14 protein-coding genes are annotated in these 12,500 nt (G+C 59.2%); 8 read left to right on the plus strand and 6 right to left on the minus strand.

Going from position 1 to position 12,500, the window contains the following annotated elements; genetic code table 11:
* The first annotated feature begins 28 nt into the window (after positions 1-28).
* Entirely contained in the window at positions 29-445 is a 417-nt protein-coding gene (locus AC1DNI_RS00115; RefSeq protein WP_477690393.1) for a response regulator, read from the plus strand.
* Here AC1DNI_RS00115 and AC1DNI_RS00120 read toward each other — a convergent pair.
* Positions 428-979 carry an RNA polymerase sigma factor gene (locus AC1DNI_RS00120; RefSeq protein ID WP_027231094.1) on the minus strand — a complete coding sequence of 184 codons (552 nt, stop codon included), beginning with the start codon at positions 977-979 and terminating at the stop codon, positions 428-430. The two genes, AC1DNI_RS00115 and AC1DNI_RS00120, sit on opposite strands and share 18 nt — an antisense overlap.
* Before the next feature lie 11 nt (positions 980-990).
* Entirely contained in the window at positions 991-1,194 is a 204-nt protein-coding gene (locus AC1DNI_RS00125) for a NepR family anti-sigma factor (RefSeq protein WP_036813618.1), read from the minus strand.
* Positions 1,195-1,382: 188 nt separating this feature from the next.
* Between AC1DNI_RS00125 and AC1DNI_RS00130 the strand changes: the two genes are divergently transcribed.
* The 3 genes from AC1DNI_RS00130 (at position 1,383) to AC1DNI_RS00140 (ending at position 4,038) form a co-directional block, all read left to right on the plus strand.
* Entirely contained in the window at positions 1,383-2,177 is a 795-nt protein-coding gene (locus AC1DNI_RS00130) for a response regulator (protein WP_477690394.1), read from the plus strand.
* A gap of 74 nt (positions 2,178-2,251) precedes the next feature.
* Positions 2,252-2,416 (plus strand): DUF1328 domain-containing protein, encoded by a 165-nt coding sequence (locus tag AC1DNI_RS00135; RefSeq protein WP_027231091.1) that lies wholly within the window; start codon positions 2,252-2,254, stop codon positions 2,414-2,416.
* A 140-nt stretch (positions 2,417-2,556) separates the two neighbouring features.
* Positions 2,557-4,038 (plus strand): glycosyltransferase family 39 protein, encoded by a 1,482-nt coding sequence (locus AC1DNI_RS00140; RefSeq protein WP_477690395.1) that lies wholly within the window; start codon positions 2,557-2,559, stop codon positions 4,036-4,038.
* Here the strand turns inward: AC1DNI_RS00140 and AC1DNI_RS00145 are convergent.
* Positions 3,980-4,699, minus strand: coding sequence for a glycosyltransferase family 2 protein (locus AC1DNI_RS00145; RefSeq protein WP_477690396.1), 720 nt, complete (start codon positions 4,697-4,699; stop codon positions 3,980-3,982). The genes AC1DNI_RS00140 and AC1DNI_RS00145 overlap by 59 nt on opposite strands.
* Positions 4,700-4,962: 263 nt before the next feature.
* Here AC1DNI_RS00145 and AC1DNI_RS00150 point away from each other — a divergent pair, with 263 nt between their 5' ends.
* The 4 genes from AC1DNI_RS00150 to AC1DNI_RS00165 all read left to right on the plus strand — a co-directional run bounded on the left by AC1DNI_RS00150 (position 4,963) and on the right by AC1DNI_RS00165 (position 9,441).
* Positions 4,963-6,333, plus strand: a complete 1,371-nt coding sequence (locus AC1DNI_RS00150; RefSeq protein ID WP_477690397.1) for a murein hydrolase activator EnvC family protein — start codon at positions 4,963-4,965, stop codon at positions 6,331-6,333.
* Complete coding sequence (locus tag AC1DNI_RS00155) at positions 6,323-7,648, plus strand: S41 family peptidase (protein ID WP_027231087.1); 1,326 nt, start codon at positions 6,323-6,325, stop codon at positions 7,646-7,648. Before AC1DNI_RS00150 ends, AC1DNI_RS00155 begins: the two co-directional genes overlap by 11 nt.
* Positions 7,649-7,840: 192 nt before the next feature.
* Positions 7,841-8,890, plus strand: a complete 1,050-nt coding sequence (locus tag AC1DNI_RS00160) for a divergent polysaccharide deacetylase family protein (protein ID WP_246272688.1) — start codon at positions 7,841-7,843, stop codon at positions 8,888-8,890.
* A 32-nt stretch (positions 8,891-8,922) separates the two neighbouring features.
* Positions 8,923-9,441, plus strand: a complete 519-nt coding sequence (locus AC1DNI_RS00165) for an RNA pyrophosphohydrolase (RefSeq protein WP_113281644.1) — start codon at positions 8,923-8,925, stop codon at positions 9,439-9,441.
* Between the two features lie 66 nt (positions 9,442-9,507).
* Here the strand turns inward: AC1DNI_RS00165 and AC1DNI_RS00170 are convergent, their stop codons facing one another.
* From AC1DNI_RS00170 to AC1DNI_RS00180, 3 genes are all read right to left on the minus strand, one after another.
* Entirely contained in the window at positions 9,508-9,915 is a 408-nt protein-coding gene (locus AC1DNI_RS00170) for a F0F1 ATP synthase subunit epsilon (protein WP_027231084.1), read from the minus strand.
* A gap of 73 nt (positions 9,916-9,988) precedes the next feature.
* Positions 9,989-11,584 carry a F0F1 ATP synthase subunit beta gene (gene atpD / locus AC1DNI_RS00175; RefSeq protein ID WP_027231083.1) on the minus strand — a complete coding sequence of 532 codons (1,596 nt, stop codon included), beginning with the start codon at positions 11,582-11,584 and terminating at the stop codon, positions 9,989-9,991.
* Between the two features lie 18 nt (positions 11,585-11,602).
* On the minus strand, positions 11,603-12,481 hold the full coding sequence (locus tag AC1DNI_RS00180; protein ID WP_027231082.1) for a F0F1 ATP synthase subunit gamma: 879 nt from the start codon (positions 12,479-12,481) through the stop codon (positions 11,603-11,605).
* Positions 12,482-12,500: the final 19 nt, after the last annotated feature.

Consider the following 12,500-nt stretch of genomic DNA (forward strand, 5'->3'; position numbering starts at 1 on the left):
TAACGGCTCCCCGATAAGGAGCAAAGAAATGGAAATGACCGGCATGCGGATTCTGGTCCTGGAAGATGAATATCTGATAGGGTTGGATCTTGAACGCATAGCAGAGGAATCTGGGGCGCAGTCGGTACAACTTATTGCAACTGTTGGTGAATTGCAGGCTCAGATTGCCAACGAGACCGACTATGATCTGGCTATTCTTGAGGTTCAGGCGCGAGGTGTCTCGTCGCTTGATTCGGCTGCAGAAATGCAGCGACGCGGCCTGCCCATCGTTTTCACCACCGCCTATGACAGCCAGGCCAACGGTGTTCCGGGTTTTCCGGATATTCCCGTTGTCGCCAAGCCCTATGGAAAAGCGCAGATCCTCCAGGCAGTCGCCAAGGCGCTGGCCAACTCCCAGCGCAATTCCGCCTCGCGCCGAAACGGCGCCTCAGGCGAATTTGTTTGATGTGACCTGCGTCGCGATTGAATCCGGGCCATAATCGACCTCGCCCTGAACTTCGAGAAGTTCCTGCAATCGCGTCCGTGCACGGCTAACCCGGCTCTTGATCGTCCCGACGGCGCAGCCGCAAATATCTGCTGCCTCCTCGTAGGAGAATCCGGAGGCGCCCACGAGAATGATAGCTTCACGCTGATCGTCGGGAAGTTTGTCGAGGGCCTTGCGAAAATCCTGGAGGTCCAGCGATCCGTACTGCGCCGGATGAACGGACAGCTGCTCGGTGAACGTTCCATCGGAATCCTGCACCTCACGGCCACGCTTGCGCATCTGGCTGTAGAATTCGTTGCGCAGGATCGTAAACAGCCAGGCCTTGATATTCGTGCCGGGCTCAAAGGAGTCCTGCTTGGCCCATGCTTTCATGATCGTATCTTGCACAAGGTCATCGGCCCTGTCGGGGTTGCCGATGAGCGATACGGCAAATGCGCGCAGCTTTGGCAGCGACGCAATCAAGTCTCTCTTAAAATCAGTCGATTCGTGGACCATTCACCAGCCTGCTATTCAGGGGTTTGCGCGTGGTTACGTTCAGCCTCGTCAAGCTTCTCGAGCAAGTCCAGAAAACGAGCCGGAATCTCTTCCTCCTGTACGGATGCATAAAGCGCACGTAGCTTCAATCCAATCTCAGTCTCGGCATTCCTGATATCGCGGCGACGGACCCGCGCTTTTTCAGGCGCGTCAATTGAGGATTTTCTTGCGTTCATTCGTAGGATCTTTGCTGTTGGCGCAGAGCGAATTCGGATTCATCCAATAAGTTAAGCACATTAGCAGTGATAATTCTTCACGAGAGGAAAAGTTCCGTTGTCGGGAACTTTTTTTTTGCGAATGTGTTTCTGTTCGTCGCTTATATCAGGCCGGCTCATCATATTCACCGGAGAACAGGGAACTCACTATGTCATTATCCACCCGGATAGCCCCACACTTGCCTTACCTTCGCCGATTTGCGCGCGCCATCACCGGCTCGCAGTCATCGGGCGATGCCTACGTCGCAGCGACCCTTGAAATTCTCATTGCCGACGTTTCCTTGTTCCCGAATGCCGGGTCGGACCGTGTCAGCCTTTATAAGCTGCTGGTCAAACATTTTAATTCGGTCAATATCCGCCCGCTGGAACTGCAGTCGGAATATGGATGGGAAAAACATGCGGCCGCCAATCTGACGTCGATTGCCCCAAAGGCGCGGCAGGCTTTCCTGCTCATCAGTCTCGAAGGCTTCAGCAAGGCCGAGACCATGGAAATTCTCGATGTCGATGAAGGCGAACTCTACGAACTCCTCGATGAGGCATCCGTCGGCATCTCCAAGCAGATTGCTACCGACATTCTCATCATTGAAGACGAACCGCTGATCGCCATGGATATCGAGCATATGGTTGATAGCCTCGGCCACCGCGTGGTTGGCATTGCCCGAACCAAAGACGAAGCCGTTTCGCTCTACGCTTCAACCAAGCCGAGCATGATTCTGGCCGATATTCAGCTGGCCGATGGAAGTTCGGGCATCGATGCCGTCAACAACATTCTGAGCCAGGATGCGGTTCCAGTCATCTTCATCACCGCATTCCCCGAACGTTTGTTGACCGGAGAGCGTCCCGAGCCGACGTTCCTTGTTACCAAGCCGTTCAACCCCGACATGGTCAAGGCGCTGATCACGCAAGCTCTCTTCTTCAAGGAAAGCAGCAAAGCCAAAGCATAACAACAACGCTCCGCAGCAGGGAACCAAATCTCGTTCAATCCGTTACACCCCCGACGAGATAGGGAGAACGCTAAATGCTTTACTATGCTGTAATATTTCTGATCATTGCGCTTGTCGCCGGTGCGTTGGGATTTGGTGGTATTGCCGGCGCTTCCGCCGGTATAGCCCAGATAATTTTCTACGTGTTCCTGGCACTGCTTTTGATCTCGCTCATCGCAAGCATCATCAGGCGCGCCTAAGTTTCGCCTGAGTAGCACCAAGCCGCCGGCCACAAGCCGGCGGTTTTCTTTTGGCGTGAGAGGGTCGAAAATCTCGTCCGAAAACTTGCGGGAACCGCAATTCCTGTAGTACTCACGGCTGCATGACACGTGAAGCGCGATTGTTCCGGCGAAAATTCGATCTTGCCTGGCTCGATGGCGCACCGATCAAATGGTCCAAGCTCGCCAAGCGCGTTCCCGCCGCGATCGTCGTCTACATTACCGCCCTCATTCTTTTGCGCCTCTCCCTCTCCCGCTTCATGGAAATCGACGAGGCTCAATTCGTCGGCGAAGTCTATCTCGCCTGGAATTACGGCAATTCTCATCCGCCTCTCTATAACTGGCTCGTTCGTCTGGCTTTGGAAATCACGCAGTGGAACTGGGTCTTTTCGGTTGCGCTTGTCAGGCTATCCCTCCTTGGTCTCTACCATTGGCTCTGCTTCGACACCGCTCGCCGACTCGCGGGAGATCGCGCCGGTATTCTGGCAATCACCGCCTCGGCCTTCCTGCCTCAGATCGTCTGGATGTCGATCCAGACCACGGCTCATACGATTCTCGTCATGGTTGCTGCCATCGGCATCGTCCATGCCTTTGCCATGATAAGGGCGGGGCGCGGGGCGGTCGGTTTTGCCTGGTTCGGCTTTTGGGCCGCGGCAGGCGCCCTTGCGAAGTATAATTTCTTTATCTTCCTTGTCAGTTTTCTGATCGCGGCCGCTCTGACCCCCGGTATTCGCCGCCAGCTGTTCCGGCGCCAAATCTGGCTGTCAGTGGCCATTTTTGTCGTTAGTTTCGCGCCCGTCGTCATTGCCTCGTTGCGCGCTCCGCTGGCGGCAACGGCCGGGCGGATGGAAAAGCTCGCAAGTTCGATCGATTACCTGTTGGTATTCGATGTGCCACACCTCGGGATCGACGGATTGCTGAGCCTCGGCATGTCCACGGCGCTGTGGGCGGGGCCAGCCCTTATCATCTTCATCATCGGCAGAACCCGTGATCATCCGCGTCCCGCACCCGATGGCGATGCGGAGGTGCGCATCCTGCTCCTGCGCACGGTGCTGATCGGTCTCGCCGCCTTCGCCACGCTTGTGCTTGCCGGTGATTATCATTCGGTGGCCGAGCGATACATGGCTCCGATCCTGGCGCCGACCGCCATCCTGCTTGCGCTCTGCCTGCCGCAGGTTCTGGGAGCCCGCAACCTTCTTGCGATTGCCGGTTTCGTCTACATCCTTGCGCCAGTCGCCGTCGCATATATCGCCTTGTTCGAAACGCCCCGCTTTACCTTTCCGTTTGATGCGGTAGCCCTTTCCATCCGCGCGCAGGATCCTACACCAGCGCGCATTATCTCAAACCGGCAAGATGATGCCGCCAATGTTGCCGTGCAGTTGCATTGGCCGCCGGAACAAGGGTCGGCGAAAGATGTCGTCCTGGTCTGGCATGGGGATGAATCCGCACCGCATTCCGCAGACCTTCCAGCCGATGCCCTGCTCCTCGGGCCTGCCGTGCGGGTCACCGCGCCGGTCAGGAACTTCAGCGGTCAGCTCCGAACCTTCAATTTCCAGCGTTATTCAGTCGCGCCACCGACCCAGGTTCCGAATAGCGGCGGATAAGCCAAAACACGCCGACCGTATCGAGGAAGGCGACCGCAGCCCGGTCGAAGAAGCCGTACTTGGAAACACCCGAGCGTCGCGGCCGATCCTCAACATCGACCTCGATGACCGGCAGCCCCGCGCGGCGTGTCAGCGCCGGCAGGAAACGATGCATATTGTCGAAATATGGCAGACCCTGCGCAAGGTCCCGGGGCAGGACCTTGAACCCGCAGGCGGTGTCCTTGCAGTCGTCCTTCAGCAAGCGCCGGCGCACGAAATTGGCAAATTTCGAGGTGAGGAGTTTCACAATGCCATCGTTGCGCCGTTTGCGAATGCCGGCAAAGAGAGCCGGCTCCGCGTTGGAAATGCGCGGCCAGAGCCGGGCTAGATCCTTCGGGTCGTTCTGGCCGTCACCGTCGAGGGTTGCGACCCACCGACCTGAGGCTGCGCGAAATCCCGTAACGAGCGCCCGCGACTTCCCGGTGCGCCTTTCGTGGCGCAGCACATAGGCGCGGTTCCCCGCCGCCAGCGCCTCTTCAGCCGAATCGTCAGAGGATCCATCATCAATGACGATGATCTCATAATCCGGCCCGCTCGCCAGCGCCGCGTCGATCTCCTTGATCAGCGCGCCGATGTTTCCGGCTTCATTGTGCACAGGAATGATTATTGTCAGATCAGTCATCACGCGAGCCATTGTGGACCGGCGAGCACGTTCAGCGAACCGCGTCGGTGGCATTCACATAGAGTGTTTCCCTTGCGATGAGAAGCGGTTACGTGACTTCTCCTATGCCGGTCCCGCCGACGCCGATCCATTGCCGCAATTCCGCCATGCCTTTTTTGCTACAAAATGCGCAGCTTTCGACGCGGCTGGTTTATGGTTAATACTTCATTAATCGAAGTCTCCCTAGAGTCGGGAACAAACCATACGCATGTTCCGGTCCGAGAATGATTTTTGAGGCATCAAAGGCACTATTCCACACACGCAGGCTTGGCCTGACGTGTTCGGCCCTTTTTGCCTTCGCGCTCTGCTGCACCGCGCCTGCCCGCGGCCAGGAGACCCCGCCAGCTCCGACGCCGCCGGCCGCCGAGTCGCTCGACGCGCGGCGGCTTCAGTCGCTCAAGGAGCTTGAGGATCTCACCAGCCAGATCTCGCTTTCCTCGGAACGCGTCACGGCCCTCGACAATGAAATTGCCGGGCTGAAGAAGGACCAGACGACAATCACCGCGGCGTTGATCCAGTCAGCGCAAACCGAGAAGAAGCTGACACAGGACATAGCGGGCTTCACCAACAAGCTGGCCGATCTGCGGGGTCAGGAAGACACCGTGCGCACCTCATTGAGACAGCGGCGTGGCGCGCTGGCGGAAGTGCTTGCAGCACTCCAGCGCATGGGTCTCAGCCCCCCGCCCGCCCTGCTCGTTCGTCCCGATGATGCCCTCGCCTCGGTTCGAAGCGCCGTCCTGCTTGGCGCTGTTGTCCCGGAAATGCGCCAGCAGACCGAAGTCCTTATCGCCGACCTGAAAGAACTCGACCGGGTGAAAAACTCGATTGCGGAAGAGCAGACGCGCCTGACAGCTGCTCTTTCAAGCCAGGCCGAGGAAAAGAAGCGGCTCGACCTTCTGCTGGCGGAAAAGCAGAAGTTGCAGACGACGTCCGAAGAAACACGCATGGCCGAACAGGCAAGGTCGGAGGAGCTGGCGAAGCGCGCGACATCGCTGCGCGATCTCATTGCCTCGCTTGAAAAGGACATGCAGGAGGTCCAGAAAGCCGCCAGCGCCGCCAGCGCCCAGGAACAGCAGAAGCTCCAGGCAAGCCAACAGCGCGCCGACGATTTTGCCGCCAACCAGAACCGCCTTTCGGCCCAGGTCAACTTTGCGTCTTTAAAAAGCCATCTGGCTCTGCCAGCAGCGGGGAAACTTGTTAAGCATTTTGGCGATGACGATGGCCTTGGCGGCGTCCTGCAAGGTGACACGCTCGAGACCCTCCCGGGGGCGACCATAACGGCGCCGATGGACGCTGTCGTCCTTTATGCCGGCGCATTTCGTTCCTATGGTCAGCTCTTGATACTTGATGCCGGGAATGGATATCATGTCGTCTTGGCGGGCATGAAGAAAATCAATGTCTCCCAAAATCAGTTTGTTCTGGCGGGAGAACCGGTCGGTGTGATGAACGAGCAACTAGTTGCCAGTACGGCACCCGTTCCGATGGGAAATGGAGCTCCAATGCTTTACATTGAGTTCCGAAAGGATACAAAACCTATTAATCCCGCCCCCTGGTGGGCGGATCGGCTTGCTGGAAGGACCGCAAATGATACGTAGGCTAACGCTTCTCATGGCTGGCGCACTGATGGGCGCAACAGCGATGGTCGTTGTGCAGGGTGCTCTGCCCACAACCGCTGCAGAAGCTGCGGGCACCGACACCTACAAACAGCTTTCAATTTTTGGTGATATCTTCGAGCGTGTCCGCGCCCAATATGTCACTCCGCCGGATGACAAGAAGCTCGTCGAAAGCGCCATCAACGGCATGCTGACCTCGCTTGATCCGCATTCATCCTACATGAATGCCGAGCAGGCGCAGGATATGCGCGTTCAGACCAAGGGCGAATTCGGCGGCCTCGGCATCGAGGTCACCATGGAGAACGAACTCGTCAAGGTTATCGCCCCCATCGAGGACACCCCGGCCGCCAAGGCTGGCGTTCTTGCCGGCGATTATATCTCGCAGATTGACGGTACTGATGTTCGCGGCCTGACGCTAACCGACGCGGTCGACAAGATGCGCGGCGAAGTGAATACGCCTATCGAACTGACCCTCATCCGCCAGGGCGCCGACAAGCCGATCAAGCTCACGATCGTCCGCGACGTGGTCAAGGTGAAGGCGGTCAAGTACCGTGTTGAGAACGATGTCGGCTATGTCCGCGTCATCTCGTTCACCGAGCAGACCTTTGATGACTTGCAGAAGGCGATCAAGGACATCCAGAGCAAGGTTCCGAACGACAAGCTGAAGGGTTTCGTCCTCGACCTACGCCTCAACCCAGGCGGCCTGCTCGATCAGGCTGTCGCGGTCTCCGATGCCTTCCTCGACAAGGGCGAGGTGGTCTCGACCCGTGGCCGCGATCCGCAGGATATCACCCGGTTTGATGCCCGCCCGGGCGATCTCACCAACGGCAAGCCGCTGATCGTTCTCATCAACGGCGGTTCGGCAAGCGCGTCCGAGATCGTCGCCGGTGCGTTGCAGGATCACCGTCGCGGGACCGTGCTCGGCACCCGCTCGTTCGGCAAGGGTTCGGTCCAGACCATCATCCCGCTCGGGGAAAATGGCGCGCTACGCTTGACGACGGCGCTGTATTACACGCCGGCCGGCAAGTCGATCCAGGGCAAGGGAATCGTTCCCGATATCGCCGTCGAGCAGCCGCTGCCCGACGAGCTCAAGGGCCAGGATATCACCCGCGGTGAATCCGATCTCAAGGGCCATATCAAGGGCGTGCAAGAAGATGCCGAAGGTTCGGGCTCCATCGCCTATGTGCCGCCGGATCCGAAGGACGACCTGCAGCTGATCCAGGCGCTGAAGCTCCTGCGCGGCGAACAGGCCAATGCGGCCTTCCCGGCCGACCCCAAGAAGGGCGTGCCAAACTAATATGACGACATGTGGGGCCAGGCGATCAGCAAGCAGTCTGGCTCCATATTCGCAACGTGAAAATTTCCTCTCTTTCCTCCATCTCTCCGGCCCTCACGCGTGAACGTCGACCTCAACCGGCCGCTGGGAAGAAACAGCAAACGGCCAAGACAATCCGGCAATCTAACACCAGGACGCTGGCTACCGCCTCTCTTGGTAGCCACCTGTATCGTCGGACTGTCTTCCCTGATTTCGTTCACCAGCCATCAGGGCTTCCGCAATCCCGCGCCGGAACCCGAGAAGCCGCAGGTCGCTGAGGCACCTCCGCCGCCCGCCCCGCCAAGTGCTGCTCCGGCGCCGCCGCAGACTGCGAACAATCTTCCCGGCAAGGTCATCTCCCCCGAAGGAGGGCCGAAGGTGATCGTGGTCGGCGATCCGAACAAGCGCACGCAGGATCCGCGCACGGCACACATTCCCGAACAGGACTTGATCGAGCAGTCACCGCAAGGCCCTCTCCCGACCGTTGCACCTGACGGCAGGCGTCCGCTCGACGTCTATGCCCGGCCCTGGTCTGGTGCACGCGGCGCGCGTGTCGCAATCGTGATCGGCGGGCTCGGGCTTTCGCAGACCGGTTCGCAGAATGCCATTCGCGCATTGCCCGGTGAGGTGACTCTGGCCTTCTCGCCAGAGGGCAACAGCCTCGGCCGGTGGATGCAGGCGGCCCGCCAGGATGGCCATGAGATCCTGATGCAGATCCCGCTCGAACCCTTCGACTATCCGCGCGTCAACCCCGGCCGCAACACGTTGACGGTGGATGCGCCAGCACCAGTGACGCTTGAAAACCTTCACAAGACGATGGGCCGTATTACCAATTATACCGGCGTTATGAACTATATGGGCGCTCGCTTCACCGCCGACGCCAACGCCATGACGCCCGTCATCCAGGATGTGGCACGGCGGGGCCTGCTTTACCTCGACGATGGCACATCGGCGCGCAGCACGGCTGACGCAATCGCTGGGCAGCAGGGCGCGCCCTTCGCGGTATCCGATGTCCTTATCGATGCGTCGCAGGATCGTGGGAACATCTTGAAAAAGCTCGATGAACTCGAGCGCATTGCCCGTGCCAAGGGCAGCGCCATTGGCACCGGTTCTGCCTTTGACGTCACGGTCGAGGCGGTAACGTCATGGGTTAATGAAGCGAAGGCGCGTGGCATCGAGATCGTTCCCATCTCGGCCCTTGTCCGCGATCCCCAAAACGGCTAGCAGGGCGGCAGCAAGCATTTGGAGATTTCGCCATGAGCAAGAAGCCGGTCGATCCACAATCCCTGCCTTACCGGCCCTGTGTCGGCATCATGGTTCTCAACAAGGAGGGCCTCGTCTGGGCTGGCCATCGCATCATGATACCGGGCGATGAAATGGATGGTGCAACGCAACTCTGGCAGATGCCGCAAGGCGGCATCGACAAGGGCGAGGAGCCGGAACCCGCTGCCCTGCGCGAACTCTACGAAGAAACCGGCATGAAGAGCGTTTCATTGCTGGCGGAAGCGCCGCACTGGATCAATTACGAACTGCCGCCACATCTCGTCGGCATCGCGCTCAAGGGCAAATACCGCGGGCAGACGCAGAAGTGGTTCGCCTACCGCTTTGAAGGTGACCCAAGCGAAATCGCCATCAACCCGCCTCCGGGTGGCCATACCGCCGAATTCGATGAATGGGCCTGGAAACCCATGACGCAATTGCCCGATCTCATCGTGCCATTCAAGCGCAAGGTCTATGAAGAGGTCGTTGCAGCATTCCGGCATCTGGCCAGTTAGTAACTTTAATGAAAAAAGCGGGCACTTGGCCCGCTTTTAAACTTCCAAATTGAAGCGGATACCGCCTCAGGCGGCTTTGATGGCTTCCTCGAGCGTCGTCAGCTGGCCCAGAAGATCTTCCAGGCGGGCACGTTCTTCGCGCGTCGTCGCATCCTCGAAATCTTCCTTCGCGTCCTTGATCCGGCGCTGCAATTCATCGGCCTTTATATCGGTGACGTGCACTGCCGATTCCGCGAGGAGGGTGCACCCATCAGGCGTCACGTCAACGAAACCGCCGAAGACGACATAGCTGTCCGGCTTGCCGTCCGCCATCTTTACGGTGACAACGCCGGGCTTCACGGTTGCCATCAGCGGCGCATGGTGCGCCATGACCGTCATGTAGCCTTCCGTGCCCGGAACCACGACTTCAATGACCTGTTCCGAAAGAAGCAGGCGCTCTGGCGATACGAGTTCGAACTGGAAGGCTTCTGCCATGATATTCACTCAATTCCCGTGGTCTTGATCGAGATCGACAAGGGCGGGCCGGAGCCCGCCATCAGTCTCTGGATCAGGCAGCTTCCGCTGCCAGGCGCTGTGCCTTCTCGATGGCTTCGTCGATCGAGCCAACCATATAGAAGGCAGCTTCCGGCAGGTGATCGTAGTCGCCGTTGCAAAGGCCCTTGAAGCCCTTGATCGTGTCGGCGAGATCGACCAGCTTGCCCGGCGAACCGGTGAAGACTTCAGCAACGAAGAACGGCTGCGACAGGAAGCGCTCGATCTTGCGGGCGCGGGCAACAACCAGTTTGTCGTCTTCGGAAAGTTCGTCCATGCCAAGGATGGCGATGATGTCCTGGAGCGACTTGTAGCGCTGCAGGATCGACTGAACCTGACGAGCAGTCTGGTAGTGCTCTTCGCCGACAATGATCGGATCGAGCATGCGCGACGTCGAGTCGAGCGGATCCACGGCCGGGTAGATACCCTTTTCCGAGATGGCGCGGTTAAGAACCGTCGTCGCATCAAGGTGGGCGAAGGATGTTGCCGGCGCCGGATCGGTCAAATCGTCGGCGGGAACGTAGATCGCCTGAACCGACGTGATCGAGCCCTTGTGGGTCGTGGTAATGCGTTCCTGCATCGCGCCCATGTCGGTCGCAAGCGTCGGCTGGTAACCCACGGCGGACGGGATACGTCCGAGCAGGGCCGACACTTCAGAACCCGCCTGGGTGAAGCGGAAGATGTTATCCACGAAGAACAGAACGTCCTGGCCCTGGTCGCGGAAATGCTCGGCGACCGTCAGTCCCGAAAGGGCAACGCGGGCGCGCGCACCTGGCGGCTCGTTCATCTGGCCATAGACCAGCGCGGCCTTGGAGCCGGCACCGCCGCCTTCCTTGTTCACGCCGGATTCGATCATTTCATGGTAAAGGTCGTTGCCTTCACGCGTACGCTCGCCAACGCCGGCGAAAACTGAATAACCACCGTGCGCCTTGGCGACGTTGTTGATTAGTTCCATGATGAGAACGGTCTTGCCGACGCCTGCACCGCCGAAGAGGCCGATCTTGCCGCCGCGAGCATAGGGAGCGAGGAGATCGACAACCTTGATGCCCGTCACAAGGATCTGGGCTTCCGTCGACTGCTCGACATATTCCGGCGCCGACTGGTGGATGGCGCGGGTCACCTTGGTGTTGATCGGACCTGCTTCATCGACGGGCTCGCCGATGACGTTCATGATACGGCCGAGCGTCTCGTCGCCGACGGGAACCATGATCGGCGAACCGGTGTCATAGACCGGCTGGCCGCGGACGAGACCTTCGGTCGAGTCCATGGCGATCGTGCGAACGGTGTTTTCGCCGAGGTGCTGCGCCACTTCGAGAACCAGGCGGTTGCCAAGGTTGTCGGTTTCGAGCGCGTTGAGGATCAATGGCAGATTGCCATCTTCAAACGCAACGTCGACGACGGCGCCAATGACCTGGCTGACGCGGCCAGCTGCGCCGCTGGCCTTAAGCGTCGCCTTCGGTGCGGCGGCCTTGGGAGCAGCTGTCTTTGCTGCGGGCTTCGCAGCGGCTTCCGCCTTTGCGGCCGCCGCCTTTGGTGCAGCTGCCTTTGCGGGCTTAGCTGCTGACGCAGCCGGCTTGGCTGCGGGTGTCTTCGGGGTCGCTGCTTTTGCCATCGATCCTTACCTTCGCGATTAGAGCGCTTCCGCGCCCGAAATGATTTCGATCAGTTCCTTGGTGATCTGGGCCTGACGCTGGCGGTTGTACGACATCGTCAGCTTGTTGATCATGTCGCCGGCATTGCGGGTTGCATTGTCCATGGCGGACATGCGCGCACCCTGCTCCGACGCCGCGTTTTCAAGGAGAGCGCGGAAAACCTGGACGGAAATATTGCGCGGAATGAGGTCACCCAGAATGGATGCCGGATCCGGCTCATATTCGTAGACTGCGTCGCCTGCGCTTTCCGGTTCAACTTCGCTGATGGAGTTGGCCGGTATGAGCTGCTGAGCGGTCGGGATCTGTGCGATCACCGACTTGAATTCCGAGTAGAACAGCGTTGCCACATCGAAGCCGCCCTCGTTGTAGAGCGCGATGATCTTGTGGCCGATTGCATCGGCATTGGCAAAGCCGACCTGCTTCACTTCGCGAAGATCGACGTGGTCGATGATATGGCGACCGAGATCACGGCGCAGAATGTCAGCGCCCTTCTTGCCGACAGTCAGGATCTTGACGGTCTTTCCGTCGGCGATCAGCCGGCGGGCATGATCACGCGCCAGACGCACGATCTGCGCATTGAAGCCGCCACAAAGGCCGCGTTCGGAAGTGCACACGACGAGCAGATGCACATCGTCCTTGCCGGTTCCGCTCATCAGCACCGGCGCATCGGCGCCGTCGACGTTGGAGGCGATGTTCGCCAGCACCGCAGCCATGCGCTGCGAGTACGGGCGAGCCGCCAACGCAGCGTCCTGCGCACGACGCAGCTTGGCCGCGGCGACCATCTGCATCGCCTTGGTGATCTTCTGCGTCGCCTTGACCGAGGCGATCCGGTTTCTCAGATCCTTTAACGAAGGCATCCGTTCATCCCGTCAATGA

The sequence above is a fragment of the Phyllobacterium sp. 01N428 genome (genome assembly GCF_056399405.1).